Annotated in this window: 20 protein-coding genes; 10 read left to right on the top strand and 10 right to left on the bottom strand. The window is 60.1% G+C overall.

Annotation, left to right across the window (positions count from 1 at the left end; all coding sequences use genetic code 11):
- Window positions 1-163: 163 nt before the first annotated feature.
- From nfuA to K5Q02_RS16155, 3 genes are all read right to left on the bottom strand, one after another.
- Window positions 164-748, bottom strand: coding sequence for a Fe-S biogenesis protein NfuA (gene nfuA, locus K5Q02_RS16165; RefSeq protein WP_225832197.1), 585 nt, complete (start codon window positions 746-748; stop codon window positions 164-166).
- A 71-nt stretch (window positions 749-819) separates the two neighbouring features.
- Window positions 820-1,839: an acyltransferase family protein gene (locus tag K5Q02_RS16160; protein WP_225832196.1), complete on the bottom strand. Its 1,020-nt coding sequence runs from the start codon at window positions 1,837-1,839 to the stop codon at window positions 820-822.
- Between the two features lie 137 nt (window positions 1,840-1,976).
- Window positions 1,977-4,256: a fatty acid cis/trans isomerase gene (locus K5Q02_RS16155; RefSeq protein WP_225832195.1), complete on the bottom strand. Its 2,280-nt coding sequence runs from the start codon at window positions 4,254-4,256 to the stop codon at window positions 1,977-1,979.
- Between the two features lie 201 nt (window positions 4,257-4,457).
- Here K5Q02_RS16155 and metH point away from each other — a divergent pair, with 201 nt between their 5' ends.
- Genes metH through K5Q02_RS16140 form a run of 3 tightly spaced genes read left to right on the top strand, consistent with a single transcriptional unit; the run spans window position 4,458 to window position 8,929 of the window.
- Entirely contained in the window at window positions 4,458-8,174 is a 3,717-nt protein-coding gene (gene metH, locus K5Q02_RS16150) for a methionine synthase (RefSeq protein ID WP_225832194.1), read from the top strand.
- A complete protein-coding gene (locus K5Q02_RS16145; protein ID WP_225832193.1) occupies window positions 8,171-8,482 on the top strand; it encodes a DUF5629 family protein in 312 nt (103 codons plus the stop codon). The genes metH and K5Q02_RS16145 overlap by 4 nt, the downstream gene beginning before the upstream one ends.
- A 27-nt stretch (window positions 8,483-8,509) precedes the next feature.
- On the top strand, window positions 8,510-8,929 hold the full coding sequence (locus K5Q02_RS16140) for a hypothetical protein (RefSeq protein ID WP_225832192.1): 420 nt from the start codon (window positions 8,510-8,512) through the stop codon (window positions 8,927-8,929).
- A 104-nt stretch (window positions 8,930-9,033) separates the two neighbouring features.
- Here K5Q02_RS16140 and K5Q02_RS16135 read toward each other — a convergent pair whose 3' ends face one another.
- The 3 genes from K5Q02_RS16135 to K5Q02_RS16125 form a co-directional block, all read right to left on the bottom strand.
- Entirely contained in the window at window positions 9,034-9,336 is a 303-nt protein-coding gene (locus K5Q02_RS16135; protein ID WP_225832191.1) for a DUF1883 domain-containing protein, read from the bottom strand.
- A gap of 38 nt (window positions 9,337-9,374) precedes the next feature.
- Window positions 9,375-10,151, bottom strand: coding sequence for a substrate-binding periplasmic protein (locus tag K5Q02_RS16130; RefSeq protein ID WP_225832190.1), 777 nt, complete (start codon window positions 10,149-10,151; stop codon window positions 9,375-9,377).
- A gap of 75 nt (window positions 10,152-10,226) precedes the next feature.
- A complete protein-coding gene (locus K5Q02_RS16125; RefSeq protein WP_225832189.1) occupies window positions 10,227-11,153 on the bottom strand; it encodes a ZIP family metal transporter in 927 nt (308 codons plus the stop codon).
- Window positions 11,154-11,785: 632 nt separating this feature from the next.
- Here K5Q02_RS16125 and K5Q02_RS16120 point away from each other — a divergent pair.
- Together K5Q02_RS16120 and K5Q02_RS16115 are read left to right on the top strand one after the other, a co-directional pair.
- Window positions 11,786-13,444 (top strand): nitrite/sulfite reductase, encoded by a 1,659-nt coding sequence (locus K5Q02_RS16120; RefSeq protein ID WP_225832188.1) that lies wholly within the window; start codon window positions 11,786-11,788, stop codon window positions 13,442-13,444.
- On the top strand, window positions 13,428-13,925 hold the full coding sequence (locus K5Q02_RS16115; protein WP_225832187.1) for a DUF934 domain-containing protein: 498 nt from the start codon (window positions 13,428-13,430) through the stop codon (window positions 13,923-13,925). Before K5Q02_RS16120 ends, K5Q02_RS16115 begins: the two co-directional genes overlap by 17 nt.
- Window positions 13,926-13,977: 52 nt before the next feature.
- Here K5Q02_RS16115 and K5Q02_RS16110 read toward each other — a convergent pair whose 3' ends face one another.
- The gene (locus K5Q02_RS16110) at window positions 13,978-14,187 is read right to left on the bottom strand and encodes an AbrB/MazE/SpoVT family DNA-binding domain-containing protein (RefSeq protein WP_442964011.1); all 210 of its coding nucleotides are present in this window, start codon (window positions 14,185-14,187) and stop codon (window positions 13,978-13,980) included.
- Between the two features lie 254 nt (window positions 14,188-14,441).
- Here K5Q02_RS16110 and K5Q02_RS16105 point away from each other — a divergent pair, with 254 nt between their 5' ends.
- On the top strand, window positions 14,442-16,820 hold the full coding sequence (locus K5Q02_RS16105; RefSeq protein ID WP_225832185.1) for a catalase: 2,379 nt from the start codon (window positions 14,442-14,444) through the stop codon (window positions 16,818-16,820).
- A gap of 145 nt (window positions 16,821-16,965) precedes the next feature.
- Here K5Q02_RS16105 and K5Q02_RS16100 read toward each other — a convergent pair whose 3' ends face one another.
- Window positions 16,966-17,958, bottom strand: a complete 993-nt coding sequence (locus K5Q02_RS16100) for a YhdH/YhfP family quinone oxidoreductase (RefSeq protein WP_225832184.1) — start codon at window positions 17,956-17,958, stop codon at window positions 16,966-16,968.
- A 36-nt stretch (window positions 17,959-17,994) separates the two neighbouring features.
- A complete protein-coding gene (gene sohB, locus K5Q02_RS16095; protein ID WP_225832183.1) occupies window positions 17,995-19,014 on the bottom strand; it encodes a protease SohB in 1,020 nt (339 codons plus the stop codon).
- Between the two features lie 209 nt (window positions 19,015-19,223).
- Between sohB and K5Q02_RS16090 the strand changes: the two genes are divergently transcribed.
- The 4 genes from K5Q02_RS16090 (at window position 19,224) to K5Q02_RS16075 (ending at window position 22,340) form a co-directional block, all read left to right on the top strand.
- Entirely contained in the window at window positions 19,224-19,922 is a 699-nt protein-coding gene (locus K5Q02_RS16090) for a histidine phosphatase family protein (RefSeq protein WP_225832182.1), read from the top strand.
- A gap of 57 nt (window positions 19,923-19,979) precedes the next feature.
- The gene (locus K5Q02_RS16085; protein WP_225832181.1) at window positions 19,980-20,291 is read left to right on the top strand and encodes an SCP2 sterol-binding domain-containing protein; all 312 of its coding nucleotides are present in this window, start codon (window positions 19,980-19,982) and stop codon (window positions 20,289-20,291) included.
- Window positions 20,292-20,480: 189 nt separating this feature from the next.
- Window positions 20,481-21,548, top strand: a complete 1,068-nt coding sequence (locus K5Q02_RS16080) for a phosphotransferase family protein (RefSeq protein ID WP_225832180.1) — start codon at window positions 20,481-20,483, stop codon at window positions 21,546-21,548.
- Window positions 21,549-21,572: 24 nt separating this feature from the next.
- Window positions 21,573-22,340: an SDR family oxidoreductase gene (locus tag K5Q02_RS16075; protein ID WP_225832179.1), complete on the top strand. Its 768-nt coding sequence runs from the start codon at window positions 21,573-21,575 to the stop codon at window positions 22,338-22,340.
- A gap of 11 nt (window positions 22,341-22,351) precedes the next feature.
- Here the strand turns inward: K5Q02_RS16075 and K5Q02_RS16070 are convergent, their stop codons facing one another.
- On the bottom strand, window positions 22,352-22,999 hold the full coding sequence (locus K5Q02_RS16070) for a hypothetical protein (protein ID WP_225832178.1): 648 nt from the start codon (window positions 22,997-22,999) through the stop codon (window positions 22,352-22,354).
- Between the last annotated feature and the right edge of the window lie 82 nt (window positions 23,000-23,081).

The following is a 23,081-nucleotide window of genomic DNA, read 5'->3' as shown; positions in this document are numbered from 1 at the left end:
TGCGGTGAAAATTCCGACAACGGTGGCCCCATCCTAGAGCCCTGCAGACAAACTATAGCAAAAAGCCATTACGCTTTTACTGTAATCCTGCTTTCGTGAACGCGAGCACTCTAAAAACCGAAAAGGCGACCGGAGTCGCCTTGTATACCATCAAGCACGCCACTCAGTAGTAGGCGTTTTCCTTGTTGCTGTGGTCGGTCACATCACGCACGCCTTTGAGCTGAGGAATGCGCTCGAGCAGCGTTTTCTCGATACCTTCTTTGAGCGTCAGGTCGGCCTGGCCACAGCCTTGGCAACCGCCACCGAACTGCAGCACGGCGATACCTTCATCGACCACGTCGATCAACGTCACCTGGCCGCCATGGCTCGCTAGACCAGGATTGATTTCGGTTTGTAGGTAGTAGTTGATGCGCTCGTTGAGCGGGCTGTCTTCATTGACCATCGGTACCTTGGCATTCGGCGCCTTGATGGTCAGTTGGCCGCCCATGCGATCGGTGGCGTAATCGACGACTGCGTCCTCGAGAAACGGTTCGCTGACGGCATCGATCCACGCGGTAAAGCTAGCCAGACCAATGGCCTGATCTTCGGGTTTCTGCTCGCCTGGCTTGCAATAGGCAATGCAGGTTTCCGCATACTGGGTACCCGGCTGGGTGATGAAAACACGGATGCCGATACCCGGAGTGTTCTGCTTGCTCAGCAGGTCTGCCAGGTAATCATGGGCGGCATCGGTAATGGTAATTGTGCTCATGGCAACTCCTCACGGTCATGTGGCGCAGTGTACGCCAAATGGCGCCCTCGGATAAAGTCCTACTATTTTACTCAGGATAGTATCTGAGGCCTTCCATTGACTGCTTTTTCACTGAACCAAGCCTTGGCGTGAACGAAAAACCGCTTTTCGATCAGCTCGTAACTGCCCCAGGACGCTAAAGCAATCAGCGGCATACAGGCGGCGATCACCCAGTAAGGATTGAGATCCAGGCTGGCCTGCAGGTACCAGCCCAGTGACAGCACGATCACATGCAGCAGATACACCGAGTAGGAGCAATCGCCCATCCGCGCCAGTAGACGGTTGTCGTTGAACCAAGGCTCCATGGCGATACAGGCGGCGACGATCAGCGCACTTGGCACGCCCCAGTGCAGCAGACGCATGGAATTATCCAAGTGATAGATGGCCAGCAGTGAACCGGCAATCAGTAGCAGCGGCAGCCACAGGCCCTGACGAATCCAGCCGCGGTTGTAGACCATGCCCAGCAACACGCCAAAGAGAAACTCGTAGACGATGCTGTTGCGGTAAAAATCACTGACCCACGGCTGCGTTGCCAACAGCCCGAAGACCAGCAAGGTGCTGGTGATCAGCAGCAAGCGCAAGCGCTCCGGCACGATGAACGCCAGCGCGAAGAGCAGGTAGAAGAACATTTCGTAGTTCAGCGTCCAACCCACATTGAGCGTGGGATACAGGCCAAAACCGGCAGGGTTCTCTGCGGGGATGAACAGCAGCGACATCATCAGGTGCTGCAGGTCGAATGCTTGAGTTGGCATCACCGGGTTGGCGAAGGCGATGATCAGCGCAGCAATCAGTGAATACAGCCAGTACGCCGGCACGATACGCAGTGCGCGGTTAAGCATGAATCGCCACGGCGTGATGCTTTTGCCCTGGGTGGAGAGATAGATCACCAGCCCGCTGATGACGAAGAAGATATCGACGCCCACGGCGCCTTTATCGGCGAACAGATAGCCCATGAAGCTATCCGCCTTGAAATCGAAAAACACCTGCATGACATGATGAAAGACCACTACCCAGGCTGCTAACGCCCGCAAGGCCTGCACTGAAATCAGCATAGAACCGCCACTCTCCCTCTCGTTGAAACCGGTACTGGGCGGCCCGGAATCAGGCCACCACAGCGTCCGACCGCAACGGCTGGAGAAAGGTCGAGAGAAATGCCAGAGCCAGCATGACAGCGCTGGCTCGTCGGGAATCAGAGGTTCTGGTAGCGATTCATGTCCAACACGCCCGCCTCCAGCGGATCGTGTTCATGGATATGTGCGCTCAGGTCGTGGAAATGCCGCCAGAACTGCGGATGGGTACGGCGAATGCCCCAGCGCTCGACCACTTTCTCGAAGGTAGCGGAATTGTTGACCTGCTCCAGCGCCGTGACGAATTCCGCCACCTGATCGGCCGATACCGAGAACATGAAGTTCGGGTAGCTGGTCATCACCTCCGGATAAAGGGTCAGGGTATCCAGGCGTGGCTGGTAACGCAGATCCTCGCCCAGCATGAAGGCCACATTACTGTGGGCGCGGTTGCGCAACAGGCTGTAGACCTCACGGCGGCCATTGCTCCCTTCGACACGCAGCAACGTTGCTTCCGGCAGTTGATGGATCACCTTGAGTTGCGAGGCTGGCCGAGACGCCAGGCGGCTCAGCGCCTGTTCCGCCTGCTGCAGGTCGGCAGGCAGGCCATCGCGGTGGCAGTGCTCACCCGTACAGCGGTTGATGGGATCCGGCCGCGCGTTAAGGGTGCTGAAGCGCTGCAGCAACTGCTCGCCAAACTGCCGTTTGGGGTCTTCACCAGAGAGCGGCAAGCCGCTTGGGGTTTTCTTGTCCAGCGGGTAGTAATCCATCCACGCCTTGAGTTTGCCGCTGTTCTGGTACCAGTCGCTGAACAGCCCCGAGCGAGCATCGGCGGGCATCAAACGCAGGAAATTCTGCTCCGCACCATTGCGGATCAGGTCGAAGTACAAGCGCGTCTGCGCCTGATGCGAGACGTTGCCGAACACATCGAAATTCACCACCAGTTGATAATAGGTGCGCTCCAGCAGCGGATAGTCCATCCACCACAGCGTTTGTGGGATTTCGCCGACCAGCCCCTTACGTACCGAGGCGCTGTCGTGCTGTCGGAAAATCGACAGCAGCGCATTATCGTTACCGCGCCATATATGCGACCAGTCGGGCGCCGGTGCGTTGGCATAACCGTCGGTGCGCAACGCCTCATAATCGTTGCGTTTATTACGATAGGCGCGCCACAGGCCTAGCAAGTCGCCAATCTGGTCGAGTTGGCCAGGCATGGACAACAGTGGAGTGGTTTCACCGCGATAGCTCGGGTCGGTGATGTACAAGTCGTGCTGTGGATCCTGGAAGACCACCCAGAAATTATCGCGAATCACGTCCGTGGCGATCTGCCCACGGCATACCGGTCCGCGAATGAAGGTGCGCACGAAATACTCGGCGTTATCGAGCATGAACTGATAGCGCGCCTGGGCAGGAATCGCCTCGAAGGTTTCGAACGGGTTGGAGCGGCGCTGCACGCCATAGCCCGGCACCACGCCCACCTGCCAGTCGCTACCGAAAAACAGCGATTTGACCCGTGCCAGTTTCTCGGCGCTCAGCGGGTAGGTGATGTGGGTCTTGTGCACGATCACGCCCTGGATCGGCATCAGGCGGTAGTAGACGGTGGTGCCTGGATCGTCATTGGGGCGCCGGGTGGCAATAATGTCCACCGGTTGGCCGCTGGGCGTGCGCGAACGCACCACCTGGAAGAAATGCCCGGGCTCGCCTCCCTCGAAATACAGATGAGCGAGAAACAGGTGCTCGTACAACCAGCGGCTGACTAGGCCCTGCTCGTCGCCGGGCGCATTGAGAAAACGCTCCCACTCGGCGATCTGCCGTGCCTCGCCCGCGCTGGGCTGCAGCGCCTGCTCATCGAGCGGAGCGCCCTGCTCTAGCCAGCGCTGTACCGTCTGGTAGTCCTGCTCGGTCAGACCGGTGACCGCGAATGGCATGCCGGCCATGGGGTTCTTCGCCGCGAACGCCTCGAACTCGCCCGGCAGCGGGCACTGATTGTCCCGGTCGATGCCGATGGCCAGATCCTTCGGCAGTTTGCTGTTGGCAGGCAGCGGCGTGGCGTGCCCAAGCTCGAGCATGCGTGCCATCAGCGCGGCCTGGCCGCCCTGCTGATCGAGTACCGAGTGGAAATCCTTGCGGCGCCAGGCCGGCTCGCCGTGGGCATCCATGAACAGCCGCGTGGTGGCCTGGGTCTTGGTGCGTGTGCCGTCATAGACCGTGGCCTTGCTGGCACCGCGCTCGACGCCCTCGCCACTGCCCAGGTTGAGCTGGCAAGGCGCGTCGTAGCAGGCATGACAGGCTACGCAGTTCTGGGTAAAGATCGGTTGAATGTCACGGCTGTAGGAAACGGTCTGCGCCATCACCAACGGACTGATAAGAACAAGGCAAACACTCAATAGCAGCCGGTAGTGCATGGTCGCAATTCCACAAAAATAGCCGGCCATTCTAGCCGTCTCGCTTGTGCTATCGCTATGCCTGCATATGGCGAAAAGTAACCGGCTTGGCAGCCACATCAACATGAACATAATTCATGCACAAGCGTGAAATGCGGAAAAACCACCAGCTTTTGTTATGATCGCCCCCCCTGTCGTAGCCTCCCGCTCAGAGCCTTTTCCATGCCCCTGTCAGATCGTAGCGCCCGCCTCCAAGCACTTCAGCAAGCTCTCAAGAATCGCATCCTGATTCTCGATGGTGGCATGGGCACCATGATCCAGAGCTACAAGCTGGAAGAGGAAGACTACCGCGGTGAGCGCTTCGCCGACTGGCCACAGGACGTCAAAGGCAATAACGACCTGCTGCTGCTTTCGCGCCCAGATGTCATCGCAGCCATCGAAAAGGCCTACCTCGATGCCGGCGCCGACATCCTGGAAACCAACACCTTCAACGCCACCCAGGTATCCCAGGCCGATTACGGCATGGAAAGCCTGGTGTATGAACTGAACGTTGAAGGCGCCCGCGTAGCGCGCCGCGTCGCGGATGCCAAAACACTGGAAACCCCAGACAAGCCGCGCTTCGTCGCCGGGGTACTTGGCCCAACCAGCCGTACGTGCTCGTTGTCGCCGGATGTGAACAACCCTGGCTACCGCAACGTCACCTTCGATGAGCTGGTAACCAACTACATCGAAGCCACCCGCGGCCTGATCGAAGGCGGCGCGGATATGATCCTGATCGAAACCATCTTCGACACCCTCAACGCCAAGGCTGCAATCTTCGCCGTACAGGAAGTCTTCGAGCAGCAGGGTTTCGAGTTGCCGATCATGATTTCCGGCACCATCACCGACGCCTCCGGCCGTACCCTGTCAGGGCAAACCACCGAAGCGTTCTGGAACTCCGTCAGCCACGCCAAGCCCATCTCGGTCGGTTTGAACTGCGCCCTGGGCGCCAAAGAACTGCGCCCGTACCTGGAAGAGCTGGCCAGCAAGGCCGACACTCACGTGTCCGCTCACCCCAATGCCGGCCTGCCGAATGCCTTCGGTGAGTACGATGAAAGCCCGGCAGAAACAGCCCTGGTTATCGAAGAATTTGCCGCTGCGGGTTTTTTGAACATCGTCGGCGGTTGCTGCGGTACGACACCGGCGCATATCAAGGCGATTGCCGAAGCCGTGGCCAACTACACGCCACGCGCTATTCCAGATATTCCCAAGGCTTGTCGCTTGTCGGGCCTGGAACCCTTCACCATTGATCGTAATTCGCTGTTCGTGAACGTCGGCGAGCGCACCAACATTACCGGATCAGCCAGGTTTGCCCGGCTGATCCGTGAAGACAACTACACCGAAGCCCTTGAGGTCGCTCTGCAGCAGGTGGAGGCCGGCGCGCAGATCATCGACATCAACATGGATGAGGGCATGCTCGATTCCAAGGCAGCGATGGTCACCTTCCTCAACCTGATCGCCGGGGAACCTGATATTTCGCGGGTGCCGATCATGATCGACTCCTCCAAGTGGGATGTGATCGAAGCCGGCCTCAAGTGCATCCAGGGCAAGGGCATCGTCAACTCGATCTCGATGAAAGAAGGCGTCGAACAATTCAAGCATCACGCCAGGCTGTGCAAGCGCTACGGCGCCGCCGTGGTGGTGATGGCATTTGACGAAGCCGGCCAGGCCGACACCGAAGCGCGCAAGAAAGAAATCTGCAAACGCTCCTACGACATTCTGGTCAACGAAGTGGGCTTCCCGCCGGAAGACATCATCTTCGACCCGAACATCTTCGCCATTGCCACCGGCATCGAAGAGCACAACAACTATGCGGTCGACTTCATCAACGCCTGCGCCTACATCCGCGATGAGTTGCCCTACGCGCTGACCTCTGGCGGCGTGTCCAACGTGTCGTTCTCGTTCCGCGGCAACAACCCGGTGCGCGAGTCGATCCACTCGGTATTTCTTTACTACGCGATCAAAAACGGCCTGACCATGGGCATCGTCAATGCCGGCCAACTGGAAATCTACGACGAGATTCCCAAACTGCTGCGCGACACGGTCGAAGACGTGGTGCTCAACCGCAACGAAGGCGGCACCGATGCGCTGCTGGCCATCGCCGACAACTACAAGGGTGACGGCAGCGTCAAAGAGGCCGAGACCGAAGAGTGGCGCACCTGGAACGTGGTCGAGCGGCTCAAGCACGCGCTGGTAAAAGGCATTACCGCGTTTATCGTCGAAGACACCGAAGAATGCCGCCTGCAATGCGCGCGACCGATTGAAGTGATCGAAGGCCCGTTGATGGCCGGGATGAACGTGGTTGGCGACCTGTTCGGCGAAGGCAAAATGTTCCTGCCCCAGGTGGTGAAATCCGCCCGCGTCATGAAACAGGCCGTGGCCCACCTGATTCCCTTTATCGAACTGGAAAAGGGCGACAAGCCGGAAGCCAAGGGCAAGATTTTGATGGCCACGGTGAAAGGCGACGTGCATGACATCGGCAAGAATATCGTCGGCGTGGTGCTCGGCTGTAACGGCTACGATATCGTCGACATGGGCGTGATGGTGCCGGCAGAGAAAATCCTGCAAACCGCCATTGCCGAGAAGTGCGACATCATCGGTCTATCCGGGCTGATCACCCCGTCGCTGGATGAGATGGTGCATGTCGCCCGCGAAATGCAGCGTCAGGGCTTCCACTTGCCGCTGATGATCGGCGGTGCTACCACCTCGAAAGCCCATACCGCAGTAAAGATCGAACCCAAGTACCAGAACGACGCCGTGGTTTATGTCACCGACGCCTCGCGCGCCGTGGGCGTGGCGACACAGCTGCTGTCCAAAGAACTGAAGGCCGGGTTCGTCGAAAGTACTCGCCTCGACTATATCGAAGTCCGTGAGCGCACCGCCGCCCGCAGTTCACGCACCGAGCGTCTGCCCTACGCCGCTGCCGTGGCGAACAAGCCGACGTTCGACTGGAGTACGTACCAACCGCCCGTGCCAAGTTTCACTGGCAGCAAGGTGCTGGACAACATCGACCTCAATGTTCTGGCCGAATACATCGACTGGACACCGTTCTTCATCTCCTGGGATCTGGCCGGCAAATACCCGCGCATCCTCACCGATGAAGTGGTTGGCCAAGCCGCCACCGACCTGTTCAACGATGCCCAGACCATGTTGCGTAAACTGATCGACGAAAAACTGATCAGCGCCCGCGCGGTATTCGGCTTCTGGCCTGCCAATCAGGTGCAGGACGACGATATCCAACTGTACGACAACGACGGCCAGCCGCTGGCCAAGCTGCACCACCTGCGCCAGCAGACCATCAAGCCGGACGGCAAACCGAATCTCTCCCTGGCCGATTTCGTCGCACCGCAAGACAGCGGCCTGACCGATTATGTCGGCGGTTTTATCACCACAGCTGGCATCGGCGCGGAAGAAGTGGCCAAGGCCTATCAAAACGCTGGCGACGACTACAACTCGATCATGGTCAAAGCCCTGGCCGACCGCCTGGCCGAAGCCTGCGCTGAGTGGCTACACCAACAGGTGCGTAAAACCTATTGGGGCTACGATCAGGATGAAGCCCTGGATAACGAGGCGCTGATCAAAGAACAGTACAAAGGCATCCGCCCTGCCCCCGGCTACCCGGCATGCCCTGATCACACCGAAAAAGGCACGCTGTTCGATCTGCTTGACCCAGCAGCTACAGAAAACCAGGCAGGGCGTAGCGGCGTGTTCCTCACCGAGCACTACGCCATGTTCCCCGCGGCCTCGGTCAGCGGCTGGTACTTCGCCCATCCGCAAGCGCAGTATTTCGCGGTAGGCAAGGTTGATAAGGATCAGATCGACAGTTACACCGCCCGCAAACAGCAAGACTTGAGCGTCAGCGAACGCTGGCTGGCACCTAACCTGGGGTATGACGAATGACGTATCTACTCGACCAGTTAGAAACCGCTGACATGCTGGAAATCGATGGCTTGCATGCCTTTGATTTCCAACTCGACGATGGGCTGCTCGACCAGGCCGATGCGGCCGCCGAAGCTGACGAGTCATTCGCCAGCGACGCCACTGTGCTGCGCATCGAGGTACAAGACGGCCGCGAGCGTAAAAGCTGGCAGTTCAGCTATAACGCAGTGATGGAAGCCGACTATCAAGCAGCCGATGACAGCTGGACTCTGGACGGCCATCAGTTGCGCTGTTTCTCCGCGACCACTGCCAGCAGCGACGACGAGTAATTGCCACGCGAATAGGGAGATGCCCACGTGCTGAAGATGATCCGCATTGACCCGCCGCACGGGGCTCCCGACTACGCACGCCAGGTGATCGATTACCTCGGCGACGATGGCGAGGCTAGCCAGCGGGCCTTCGAACCCCTGCTGGCGCAAATCCACGCCAGCCTTGACGCCCAGCTCAACACGTTCGTCAACGATCCGCGACAATGCTTTAGCGACGAGGAACAGTTCCCCTGCCGCAACAGGCTGTCGGGCCATTACTACATCGGTTCACAAACGTTCGAAGGCTATAGCGGTGACGGTGATTACCAGCTGTGGATTCAGATCCGCTGCCTGGAACAAACCACCCACGCGGAAACTGACTATCTGGGTCTCGAAGTGATTTGCAGCTTTACGCCCGCCACTAGCGAATTGCTCATCGAGGAGAGTTTCAACACCAGCGTGATCTGAAGACTGCACATTTTCAGAATCACGCACGGGGCTTCGAAACACCAACCTTCCGACAGTACGAGGCCACACGGGCGGCTAATCCACTCCCGTGACGGGCGCGATTATTAAGATAGTCGGGAGGCGGATCGGCGTACGATCTTGATCGAGTGCTTCAGGGTCGGCTTGCGTGTGACGCTAATCGCCCTTTGGGTCACGGTATCGATGGTGATATTCCAAAAACCACTGCTCGGCACGGTGATTTTGGCCGGAAACGTGTCGAAAGCACCACCATGATAGGAATGCCGACCGCCATTCTTGAAGCTGCGAAAGTTCGCATCACTCATCAGACGGATATTGCAGGTTTGCGAGCATTCAATAACGACCAGATCGTCTTCGTTGAGGTGCTCGCGCTGGTGTATGAACTTCATCAGGCGCTCCACGCGTGTTTTCAGGGCGATAGCATGACTCACCAGCCGTCGGACAGCAAAGCCTGTGACTTCTCCAAGCCCAGATAGCTCGCCAATATGCGCTGCCAGCTACCGTCGCTGCGCATTTGCGCAAAAGCATCGCTCATCCGCTGACGCAAGACCTCAGCGCCATCGAACTTGAGACTGGCAGCGATATGACTGCGTGTCTGGCTGAGTGGCTTGCCGAATAGCAGAGGCGCCTCGTACCCCAGCTCACGCCACAGATACAGCGCACGCAGGTCGATCTCGAACCAGGCGACCACGCGGCCGCTGTGCAGCAGTTGCGCGGCCTGCTGCGGATCGGTGACTTCGACGACCCGTTGCCCCGAGGTACGGATGGCATTGATATCGTTGGCTCTCGGCGTACCGCCCATGACCGCTACCGGGCCAGCCTTCAGCGCCTCAGCCAGGCTGTTGTAAGGATGATCGACGCTAGCCAGCACGTAGGGAGTAGGCAGCACATCGAGCAACCAGGCGAAATCACCCTCACGCTCGGCGGTACGCCCCAGATTCAGCACGATGCCATGCTCATCATCGCTCGCCTCGCTCAAGACTCGACGCCAAGGCACGCTGCGAAACACGCATTGTTGGTCGGTGCGCACGCACAGCTCACGCATCAGATCGCCAAACAGCCCCGCCCGCGCAGCCACGCCGTCGGCAAACGGCATCTGCCCCTGGCCGACATAAATATTCAGCGGCTCGGCCTGCACGCTGCTTGCGCAGCCCAAAACGCCGGCCAGTAATAGCGCATAGCCAGCCCGACGACTGCAGGCCATGAGATCACTTATTTGCACACGCGAACCTCAATCCGATACCCGCCGCAGTGTGCATCAGGCGTAGGCAAACGCCAATCAACCCAATGCCGTATCCAAGAACATCATCACAGCAAAGCCACCCATCAGGCCTAAAGTCGCCGGCGTTTGGTGGCCGTTGCGATGGGTTTCCGGAATGATTTCATGGGAAACCACGAACAGCATCGCGCCCGCCGCCAAACCCAAGCCGACGGGATAAGCGAGCGCATAGCTGCTGGACATGCCGACGCCAACCAATGCGCCCAGCGGTTCCATCAGGCCGCTGGCGACGGCAATCAGCGCCGCATGCAACGCGGATAGACCAGTAGTGCGCAGCGCCAGAGCGACGGCAAGTCCTTCGGGGATATCCTGGATGGCGATGGCGGTCGCCAGGGGTATACCCACTTTCATGTCATCACCGGCAAAACCAACGCCAACGGCCATACCCTCGGGCAGGTTGTGCAAGGTGATGGCGAAGACGAATAGCCATACCCGGTTCAGACGCTCACTCTGTGGCCCAAGCGGCCCAGTGCTCTCGTGCTCGTGCGGGGTAAAATGGTCGAGTCCCAGCATCAGCAGAACGCCAAGCGCCAGACCCAGCACCACCGTTGCAGCGCCCAGCATACTGCTGCCGGTGATGTTTTCGGCAGCCTCCAGGCCCGGAATGATCAGCGAGAAAGAGCTGGCGGCGAGCATCATGCCGGCGGCGAAGCCAAGCAGGCTGTCCTGTGTTCTGACGCTGATGGTGCCAAGCGCCAACGCCGCAAAGGCCCCCAGAGCCGTTGCTGCAAACCCTGCCCCACCACCGTACAGCGCATGACGAACACGCTCGGGGTGGCCCTCTTCAAACACATTGAAGAGACTGCTTATCAGCAACCAGAGAACCACCAGCAGGGCAACCGCAAGCCCGGCGGCCACCCAAGGCGACGCCCGCACCTGAGTAAGCCAGGCCTGTAGAAAACTGCTGGGCTGCGGAAGCGCTTGCATGTAACCCCTCTGATTGAGTGAAGACGTTGAATAAACCTTGATAGCTGCGACAGCCCGATGATCCGCTGCGTTTCATCTTAACGTTGCGTGCCGGCTGTCTACCCGGCCCTCATCCCGCTATCTTCAGGCCAGGGTGAGCGTATGATCGAACCGGAAGCTACCTGGTATCAGGATCTGATAACTGCAGCCAAGCGAATTGCTGCTCAGGCTGGCGAGCGGTGAAAACGATCAGCTTACTCGCCCCAGCTGCAAGCGCTTGTTTTACCGGGCTATTGCGAACCATTCCCGAGTAGCGCGGGATCCTGAAGAGCAATTCGGATCGGTCTGGGAGCCCCCTCGACCAGCGCAGTTATGCATGCCCTCTCGCTTAGCACCAAAAGTTCTTTTCATATATTAAAACTTCACTTTTGCGCATAAACCTGAACTGGTATCTTCCCCCGGCTCCGCCTGGAGTGCGCGGCCGTGCGCGCAGATTTGCTGTAACAGGTCATCGAGAACGTTGCGAGCGACGGCTAGCCAGGAACGGAATCAGTAAACGGACGGTTAACCGTTTCGAGGCTGATTCCATACCGCACAGCTGCGCGCAGTAGCCTTTCACCGATCTGGCAAGCAGCCTGATAACAGGATTCTCCATGTACGTATACGACCAGTACGACCAACAAATCGTCGAGGACCGCGTCAAGCAGTTCCGCGATCAAACCCGCCGGTATCTCAGTGGCGAGCTGAGCGGTGAAGAATTCCGTCCGTTGCGCCTGCAGAACGGTCTGTACATTCAGCGTTTCGCGCCCATGCTGCGCGTCGCCGTGCCTTACGGCCTGCTGTCGTCCACGCAGGTACGCAAGCTGGCGCAAATCGCCCGCGATTACGACAAAGGCTATGCCCACATCAGCACCCGCCAGAACGTCCAGTTCAACTGGCCAGAGCTGGAAGACGTGCCAGAGATTCTCGCCGAGCTGGCCACCGTGCAAATGCACGCGATCCAGACCAGCGGCAACTGCATCCGCAACACCACCACCGACCAGTTCGCCGGTGTTGCCAAGGACGAACTGATCGATCCGCGCCCGTGGTGCGAAATCATCCGTCAGTGGTCGACCTTCCATCCCGAGTTCAGCCACCTGCCGCGCAAATTCAAGATCGCCGTCAATGGCTCTGCCGGTGACCGTGCGGCCATCGAAGTGCATGACATCGGCCTGGAAGCGGTCAACAACGAAGGCGGTGAGCTGGGCTTCCGCGTCGCCGTTGGCGGTGGCCTGGGCCGTACCCCGATCGTTGGCAGCTTCATCAATGAATTCCTGCCGTGGAAGCACCTGCTCTCCTATCTCGACGCCATCCTGCGTGTGTACAACCGCTATGGTCGTCGTGACAACAAGTACAAGGCGCGCATCAAGATCCTGGTCAAGGCGCTGACCCCTGAAGTGTTCGCCGAACGGGTGAACGCCGAATGGGCACACCTCAAAGACGGCCCGACCACTCTGAGCGATGAAGAAGTGGCGCGCGTCGCCGCTCACTTCGTCGATCCGGCCTACCAGGCGCTGCAGGATCAGGACTCCCTCCTCGTCAGCCACGACGCCGAGCACCCAGGCTTTGCCCGCTGGCGCGAGCGCAATACCTTCGCCCACAAGAAGCCGGGTTACGTCGCCGTCACACTGTCGCTCAAGCCGACCGGCGTAGCGCCGGGCGACGTGACCGACAAGCAGCTCGAAGCCATCGCCGACCTCGCCGATCGCTACAGCTTCGGTGAGGTGCGTAACAGCCATAACCAGAACATCATCCTCGCCGACGTCGAGCAGGAGCAGTTGTTCACCCTGTGGGGCGAACTGCGCGAGCAGGGCTTCGCTACGCCGAACGTGGGCCTGCTGACCGACATCATCTGCTGCCCGGGTGGAGACTTCTGCTCCCTGGCCAACGCCAAGTCGATTCCGGTCGCCGAAGCCATCCAGCGTCGCTTCGACAACCTCGACTACCTGTTCGACATTGGCAACATCGACCTGAACATCTCCGGCTGCATGAATGCCTGTGGCCACCACCACGTAGGCCACATCGGCATTCTCGGCGTGGACAAGAAAGGCCAGGAGTTCTACCAGGTGTCCCTTGGCGGCAGCGCCGGGCGTGACGCCAGCCTGGCGCAGATCCTCGGCCCGTCCTTCGCTCAGGACGACATGCCGGACGTGATCGACAAGATCGTCAACGTCTACGTCGAACAACGTACCGAAGAAGAGAGTTTCCTCGACACCTTCCGCCGTATCGGTGTCGCCCCGTTCAAGGAGCGCGTATATGCAGCGAATCATTAAGAACGGCCAGATCGTCGACGAAAGCTGGCACCTGCTGCCGAAGGAAACCACCTTCGAAGAGTTGTCCAACTGCGATGACCTGATCGTCCCGCTGGCGCTCTGGCTGGAGCATGGCAACGCGCTGAAAGCCCGCGACGGCGGTTTGGGCGTGTGGCTGGATGCCGAGGAAGAAATCGAGTCCATCATCGACTCGCTGGACGATTTTCAGCTCATCGCGCTGAATTTCCCGGCCTTCACCGACGGCCGCCACTCCTCCTCCGCTTACCTGCTGCGCACCCGCTACGGCTTCAAGGGCGAGCTGCGCGCCATTGGCGATGTGCTGCGTGACCAGCTGTGGGCGCTCAAGCGTTGCGGCTTCGATGCTTTCGCCCTGCGCGAAGACAAAGACCCCGAAGACGCGCTGAAAGCCTTCGAGGAGTTCGCCGAGGTGTATCAAGCCTCCAGCGACCAGCCGGTACCTCTGTTCAGGCGCCGCGCCTGAAACCAAAAGCCCCGCCAATTGGCGGGGCTTTTTTCTGCACGCGGACTTCCTGCTATCGGTCGACTTCGCCGAACTGCTCGGCAAGCTCATCGATCCGCTCGGGGATTTGTGGTTGTCTGGAGAGAATGAAGCCCTTCTGGTTGCCCACCAGGGTTTCTAGCAGATAGAGCCTATCGCCCACATCGACACCCAGTTCCTGCAATGCTTCATCGGGCAAACGTATGGCACCGTCGCCATCCCAATCCTCGATCATTACCGCCATCGTATCCATGGTGTTTCCTGTATCAGTGAGTAGTCGTTCGGACGGCACCGACGCCCTGTATCAAGGTGGCACAAGGCCTGCGACCGTTGAGGACTTTACCCTGAACCTAACACGCGCCAGGTCATTCGATACCCATAGGCCTACCAAGGTCATGGGCACCGAGCCAGAGCAAGTATTACAAATCGCTCGGTAGCTCTCGTCTGTAACTAGCTGCGCACAACCGATGCGTGGCAGCCCTGATGAGGATAAAGCAAATGGCTTCGCGCAAAACCTCCACCCCGAAATCCTCTACCGCCGACAGCGCCTATCTGAAAAGCGATAGCGCCGCTACTGCGGCCCCGCCTGCCGGAACCGGCAAGGCAGTCATCGAACAGAAACGCGCCACCGGCGAAACCGTCGACGCCATGCCGCACAACGCCAATAAGGCCGACGAATACGGCGAAGCGTCCAGCAAACCACGCCAGGGCGCTGCGGTTGGCTGCCCCTTCAGCGTAGGTGCCAGCACCGTCAGCGAAACCAATACCAACGAAAAGACCGGTGACGCGCCCGAACAAGGTGTCAACGCCGCCAGTGGCCACTTGCCGAGAGTCAGGGCCGACAGCGGTGGCCAGGGCATGACCACCAACCTTGGTGTGCCCATCGCCGATAACCAGAGCTCGCTTAAGGCAGGGCTGCGTGGCCCGGCACTGCTCAAGGACTTCATCCTCCGCGAGAAGATCACCCATTTCGACCATGAGCGGATTCCGGAGCGCATCGTCCACGCCCGCGGTTCGGCAGCCCATGGCTACTTCGAGACCTACGATTCGCTGCAGGATCTGACCTGTGCATCGCTGTTCGCCGAAGCAGGCAAGCAGACCCCGGTCTTCGTGCGTTTCTCCACCGTGGCCGGCGAGCGTGGCTCCAAAGACACCGCCCGTGATGCACGTGGTTTCGCGGTCAAGTTCTACACCGACCAGGGCAACTGGGATCTGGTGGGCAACAATATCCCGGTGTTCTTCATTCAGGACGCCATGAAGTTTCCCGACCTGGTTCACGCGGTCAAACCCGAGCCCCATCACGGTATGCCCCAGGCGGCTTCCGCCCATGACACCTTCTGGGATTTTATCTCGCTGATGCCGGAGTCGGCGCACATGATCATGTGGGTCATGTCCGATCGCGGCATCCCGCGCAGCTACCGGATGATGCAGGGCTTTGGCGTGCACAGCTTCCGCTTCGTCACCGCCGCCGGGGAATCGCACTTCGTCAAATTCCACTGGAGCCCGAAGCTGGGCACCCACTCCCACGTGTGGGACGAGGCCGTGAAGATTTCCGGTGCCGACCCGGACTTCCACCGCCGTGATCTGTGGGAAGCCATCGAGGCTGGCGAGTACCCGGAATGGGAGCTGGGCGTACAGGTCATCTCCGAAGCCGAGGCGGAATCCTTCAGCTTCGACATTCTCGACTCGACCAAGCTGATTCCCGAGGAGCTGGTACCGGTGCGCCCGATTGGCCGCATGGTGCTCAACCGCAACCCGGACAACTTCTTCGCCGAAACCGAGCAGGTGGCCTTCTGTACCGCCCATGTGGTGCCCGGCATCGACTTCAGTAACGACCCGCTGCTGGCCGGGCGCATCCACTCCTATGTGGATACCCAGATCACGCGCCTGGGTGGTGCCAACTTCCAGGAGTTGCCGATCAACGCCCCGGTGGTGCCGGTTCACAACAATCAGCGCGACGGCATGCATCGCCAGACCATCCACCGTGGCCGAGTCGCCTACGAGCCAAACTCACTGGCCGGTGGCTGCCCGTTCCAGAACGGCGAGATGGGTTTCGTCCCCTTCCCCGAGCCGGTTCATGGCGACGAAGTGCGTGGCAAGCCGGAGAAGTTCGCCGAGCACTACAACCAGGCCACCCTGTTCTTCAATAGCCAGGCAGCCCATGAGCAGCAGCACATCATCGATGCGTTGCGGTTCGAATTGAGCAAGGTGACAGTGCCCGGCATCCGTAACCGTACCCTGGCGATGCTGCGCAATATTTCGGAGACGCTGGCACAAGGCGTCGCCGATGGTCTCGGCATGCCATTGCCAGAACCGTTGCCAAAGGCCAATCCGCAGCCCATAGCGGCCGAAATTGATGACTCTCCTGCCCTGTCGCTGCTGGCACGACCAGGCGATGGCGGCATTCGCACTCGTCAGGTAGCGATTCTGCTGGCTGCTGGTGTCGATGCCACCTCGCTGCAAGCAGTGTCTAGCGCTCTGCAGGCCGAAGGCGCGGTGGTGCGCCTGGTTGGCCCACGGGTCGGCCCGTTCACCGCCGCCGATGGCAGCGTCATCGAAGCCGACTGCTCACTGGAAAACCAGCCCGCGCCACTCTTCGATGCGCTGGTGGTACCCGATGGTCAGGATGCCAGCACCGCGCTGCAGGCTGACGGGCGCGCGCTGGAGTTCGTGCGTGACAGCTTCCGCCACGGCAAGAGCATTCTCGCCATCGGTGCCGGCACGCAGTTGCTGGAAAAGGCCGATGTACCGCTGCAGTCAGCCCCTGCGGGGGTCTACGACGGCAGCAGTGCCGATCAGTCGCTCATCGACCAACTGATCGCCGGCATTGCCCAACATCGCCATCCATCGCGCGAGACCAATCCACCACAAGTCTGATACTCGCACCATCTGAGCCCGGCACCCGCCGGGCTTTTTTTCGCCTGATCAACGGTATGGATCGATGAGAGACAGGCCGTGGTGGCAGCTGAAATGAAAACGCCCGGCGCAAGCACCGGGCGTTTCGTTGAGCCAGCCGGCGACGTCAATCCAGCCTGACCAATACCCGCCCGACCTGGCCGCCGTGCAGAATTCGCTCGATCGCCTCCGGCAACTGCGCCAACCCCACTTCGCTGACCAGATCATCGAGGTTCGGCAGCTTCCACTGCAGCGACAGCTTGTCCCACATCGACGCCTTGACCACCAGCGGCAGCTCGACTGAGTCGACACCCAGCAGATTCACGCCACGCAGGATGAACGGCAGCACGCTGGCCTGGAATTCGACCCCGGCCGTCAAACCGCAGCAGGCGACACTACCGCCGTATTGGGTGGCCTTGAGCACGTTGAAAAGGATGTCGCCCCCCACCGTATCCACCGCACCGCTCCACTGCTCACGCAGCAGTGGCCGATCGGCACCGGCCTGCAGTTCGAGACGCGGGATCACCTGCGTGGCACCGAGGCGGGTCAACAGTTCGCTTTCCTGCGCCTTGCCGGTCGCCGCCGTTACCTGATAGCCCAGCTTGCTCAGTAACATCACCGCGATGCTGCCAACACCGCCTGTGGCGCCAGTCACCAGCACCGAACCGTCATCCGGAGAAAGCCCGGCACGCTCGAGCTTGTCGACGCACAGAGCTGCCGTCAGGCCTGCGGTACCGAGAATCATCGCCTCACGCAGCGACAGCCCCTGGGGCCGCTTGATCGCCCAGCCGGCCGGAATACGGATGTATTGGCCAAAACCGCCAGCGGTATTCATGCCGAGGTCGTAGCCGGTGACGATCACCTCGTCGCCCTCGTTGAATTCGGCCGCGCTGGAATGTTCCACCACGCCAGCGGCATCGATGCCAGGGGTATGCGGGTAGTGACGGCTTACACCCCGCTGCCCACTGGCCGAGAGCGCATCCTTGAAGTTGAGAGAAGAATACTGAACGCGGATCAGCAGCTCGCCGGCAGGCAAGTCGGTGACATCGCGTTCGACCACTTGCTGAGTGAACGTGCCACCTATCTCAGGGGCTGCCTGTAGAGCGAAAAAACTCGTCATCCGAACCTCCTCATCCGCCTTGGCGGAAGGTGCTGGTTACCAGAAGCGTTGCTGGCCGAGACGGCCCAGCCAGGTCAGTGCGAAGCGATCCAGCGCCACGCTGGCAGCCAGGCCGACACGCTCCTGAAGGGATTTTTTCTGCACGAAGTGCAGTTGGAACAGATCGGCCTCGCGGGCACGCTCCGCCAGGTACTCGTCGCTGGTTTTCAGTTCATCGACCAGCTGTTTTTCCAGTGCAGCCATGCCCAGCCAGACTTCGCCAGTGGCAATTTCGTCGATCTCGAGCTGCGGGCGATAGCGGGCCACGAAATTCTTGAACAGCTCGTGGGTGGTTTCCAGGTCTTCCTGAAACTTCTCCCGGCCCTTTTCGGTGTTTTCGCCGAACACCGTGAGGGTGCGTTTGTACTCGCCGGCGGTCAGCACCTCGAAGTCGATATCGTGCTTCTTCAGCAGGCGATTGACGTTCGGCAGTTGGGCGACCACGCCGATGGAACCGAGGATGGCGAACGGCGCGGAAATGATCTTCTCTCCGATGCAGGCCATCATATAGCCGCCGCTGGCCGCGACCTTGTCGATGCACACCGTCAGCGGAACGCCGGCCTGACGGATGCGCGCCAGTTGCGAGGAGGCCAGCCCATAGCTGTGCACCATGCCGCCGCCACTTTCCAGACGCAGCACGACCTCATCCTGAGGCGTGGCCAGGCTCAGCAGTGCGGTGATTTCATGGCGCAGGCCATCGGTTGCCGAAGCCTTGATGTCGCCATCGAAATCCAACACGTAAACCCGGGACTTCTGCTGCGGCTTCTTCTTGGCCAGCTTGGCCGACTTGGCTTCCTCCTTGCTCAGGGCCTTGAGTTGATCCTTGTCCAGGATCGACTGCTCCAGGCGCTGACGCAGTGCCTTGTAGAAATCGTTGAGTTTGACCACCTGCAGTTGGCCGCCGCCACGACGGCCGCGGCTACGCACCGCAACCAGGGCGACCAGTACGACGATGAAAGCCACCACCAGCGTGACTGTCTTGGCCAGAAACCCCGCGTAATCAGCAAGAAACTCCACACACTTCCCCTATATCCAATCGATGGCCTCTCGCAGAGGCCTTGCGTTGCCCAAGCATACCGGCGCCACCTGGGCACGGCCAGACAGGTTCGTGGCTTTCAGCGGATGCACGACACGGGAATTCAAACAAACGTATGAATTTTCGTTGACAGCCTCCGGCCACCCTCCTACCCTCGGCAAACATTCAAGATTCCCGGGTTACAGCGGACGTGGGCAGCATCTACCTGATTCGACATGGCCAGGCTTCGTTCGGTGCAGAGGATTACGACGTTCTCTCGGCCCTGGGCGAACGGCAGTCCAGTCTGCTAGGCAGCCACCTGGCGCAAAGCGGGCTGTGCCTCGATCGGGCGATCAGCGGCAGCCTGTTGCGTCAGGCCCACACCGGCCGCCTGGTACTCGAACAACTGGAGCAGGCCCCTGCGCTGGAAACTGATCCGGCATTCAACGAGTTCGACGCCGAAGGCGTTATCCGCGCCCTGCTCCCGGCGCTGTTGCCCGAAGAACCGAAAGCCATCGAAATAATGCGTAATGCGGCGCACAACCGCGCCGAGTTTCAGCGCCTGTTCGTGCGCCTGCTGGAAACCTGGATCGGCGGAGACTATGACGCCCCGACACTGCAAAGCTGGCAGTCCTTTGTCGACCAGGTTGACGACGGCTTGCAGCGCCTGCTCGGCAGTGCAACATCCAGAGAGAAAGTCGCCGTATTCACCTCCGGCGGCACCATCACCGCGTTGCTGCACCTGCTGACCGGTATGCCGGTCGCCAGCGCCTTCGCAATGAACTGGCAAATCGTCAACACCTCGCTAAGCTGCCTGAAGTTTCAGGGCGAGCGGGTGACCCTGGCTTCGTTCAACAGCCACGCCCATCTGCAGCTGTTGAATACACCGTCGCTCATCACCTATCGCTGAGCCTCGGTCAACGTACCCGTGAGGGTGCAGAACAACCCGAAAACAAAGGAAACCACCATGAGCGTCGCAGACATCGTCCAAACCATGCAGACCAAGTTCAACCCCAGCGCCGCCGAAGGCCTGGACCTGGTCTTCCAGTTCAATATCGAAGATGCCGACAACCACTACCTGATCGTCAAGGACGGCACCTGCGACGTCAAACAGGGTGATAGCCCGGATGCCAACGTCACGCTGATCATGGACAAGGAAACCTTCAAGGGCATCACCACCGGTGAAACCGACGGCATGCAAGCATTCATGGCTGGCAAGCTGCGCGCCGAAGGCGACATGATGCTGGCCCTCAAGCTGAGCGAACTGTTCCCGGTCTGAGACCAGCGTTCGACAGCCAAAACCGGAGTCTTGTGATTCCGGTTTTTTTTCGCCTGCCGGCGGCGTATCAGCGGCCTTGATCCGCTGCCAACAGCGATATCGATAAGCGGATGATGTGCTTGTGGCACTGCCCTGGGCTGATTAGATTGGCCAGATCATCACCGCCAACGACAACTAAAAGGGATAGGGATGACACTCACCGACCGATCCAGCGCCATCCGCCAGGGCGAGGAACTCGACGCCACGGCCATCGATGCCTACCTCAAGGCGCATATCGCCGGCCTGAGCGGCGAGCCGCAGATCAGCCAGTTTCCGGGCGGGGCCTCGAACCTCACCTACCTGCTGCGCTATGCCGATCAGGAGTTGGTGCTGCGTCGCCCGCCGTTTGGCAGCAAGGCGAAATCTGCCCATGACATGGGCCGCGAATTCCGCATCCTCAACCAGTTGCGCGACGCCTTCCCCTATTGCCCGCAGGCCTTCGTGCACTGCACCGACCAGGCTGTCATCGGCGCAGAGTTCTACGTGATGGAGCGCGTCGAGGGCATCATCCTGCGTGCCGATCTGCCTGCCGAACTGCAGTTCACGCCTGCGCAGACCACCACGCTGTGCGAGAGCTTCATCGATCGCCTGGTGGAACTCCATCAGGTCGATTACGCCGCCTGCGGCCTGGCCGATCTTGGCAAGCCGGACGGCTATGTGGCGCGGCAGATCAGCGGCTGGAGCGAGCGCTACGATAACGCCCGCACACCCGACGCCCCGCTCTGGCAGGAGGTCAGGAACTGGCTGCAGGAGAAGATGCCGGCCGACCACCTGCAACCGGCAATCGTCCACAACGACTACCGCTTCGACAATGTGATCCTCGATCCGCAGGATCCCATGCGCATCATCGGCGTGCTCGACTGGGAGCTCACCACACTGGGCGACCCGCTGATGGATCTGGGCAATACCCTGGCCTACTGGATCGAGGCGGATGATCCACCTGCCGTGCAGATGATGCGCCGCCAGCCGAGCAATGCTCCCGGCATGCTCACTCGCCAGGCCTTCGTCGACTACTACGCGCAACGTTCCGGCATCGAGATCGAGTGCTTCGACTTCTATTACATTTATGGCCTGTTCCGCCTCGCCGGAATCGTCCAGCAGATCTATTACCGCTACTACCACGGTCAGACCGCCGACAAGCGCTTCGCCTCCTTCGTGCAGATGAACGCATTGCTGGAACAGATGGCCCTTGGGGTCATCGCGCGCTCGTCACTTTGACGTCACCCATTCAGAGAGGCTCATATGTCCAAGACCCAGTTGTTCGACCTCGATGGCAAGATTGCCTTCGTATCCGGTGCCAGCCGCGGGATCGGTGAAGCGATCGCCCATCTGCTGGCCCAGCAAGGCGCCCAGGTGATCGTCGCCAGCCGCAAGCTGGACGACTGTCAGACGGTGGCGGATGCCATCATTGCCAAAGGTGGCAAGGCGGTGGCGATGGCTTGTCACATTGGCGAAATGGAGCAGATCCAGGCGGTATTCGCGCAAATCCGCGAGCGCTTCGGCCGCCTCGACATCCTGGTCAACAACGCCGCCACCAACCCGCAGTTCTGCAACGTGTTGGATACCGATCTCGGCGCCTTCCAGAAGACCGTCGACGTGAATATCCGCGGCTACTACTTCATGTCCATCGAAGGCGGCAAGCTGATGAAGGAAGGCGGTGGTGGCAGCATCATCAACGTGGCGTCGATCAACGGCGTATCGCCGGGTGAGTTCCAGGGCATCTATTCGGTGACCAAGGCGGCAGTAATCAGTATGACCAAGGTGTTCGCCAAGGAATGCGCGCAATTCGGCATCCGTTGCAATGCCCTGCTCCCGGGCCTCACCGATACCCGCTTCGCCTCGGCGCTGACCAAGAACGAGGCGATCCTCAACTTCGCCCTGCAGCGTATTCCGCTCAAGCGCGTGGCCGACCCGAGTGAAATGGCCGGCGCGGTGCTCTACCTGGCCAGCGACGCGTCGAGTTACACCACCGGCGTGTCGCTGAATGTCGACGGTGGCTTCCTGTCCTGAAGCTGGGCGCCTTACTGCCAGTCCTGCAGCGCTTGGTGGGCGGCCTGGTTCATTGGCTGGGCGAGCAACCCGGTAGGCGTCAGGCTGATGTTGAACACCGCCCCGTCAGCCATCGGTAGATAGGTCACGCGGCGGGCCTGGGCATCGAACATGAACAGGTCGTGCTGCCCCACACGCAGCCAGCGCCACAGGTCGACGTCATACAGGCTTTGGGTCAGTTCCACCTGGGTGTAGCGAGCCTGGCTCTGTTGCTCGATGGCCAGGAAGCGGCTGTTGAGCTTCTCCAACCGATAGCCCGGCTCCAATCCAATCAAAGCTGCCAAGCCCTTCCATTGCAGCAGGCGCGCATCCAGTTGCCACAGGTCGCCTTCAAGGTTGACGCTGCGCTGGGCACCGCCCTCGGTGATATCGACCTGGTAAACGTTACCCGCGCGATGGAAGCTCAGAGTCAGCAGCGGCTTGTCCGCCGGCCAGGGGTCGTAACGACTGAGGTCATAGGCCACCAGCCCGACCAGCACCGCGACAGCCAGAAAGACCAGGCCGCAGGTGCCGCGCAGCCAGGCCAGAAACCAACGCCCGCCAAACAGGATACGAACTGCGACGAAGACCACCAGCAGCGCCAGTAGGGCTGTTGCCCAGGCAAGACCGTTGTACTGCATGGAATCAATTCCTTGTGCGTGAAAATGTCGGCATTATGCGCAGCGCATTCGCATGCGAATAGCGCTGACACCGCACAATCGG

Source organism: Pseudomonas sp. MM211 (assembly GCF_020386635.1).
In the GTDB taxonomy this organism is placed as follows: Bacteria; Pseudomonadota; Gammaproteobacteria; order Pseudomonadales; family Pseudomonadaceae; genus Aquipseudomonas.
Note: the sequence above shows the minus strand (reverse complement) of the source record. Positions and strands in the feature narration are given on the sequence as shown.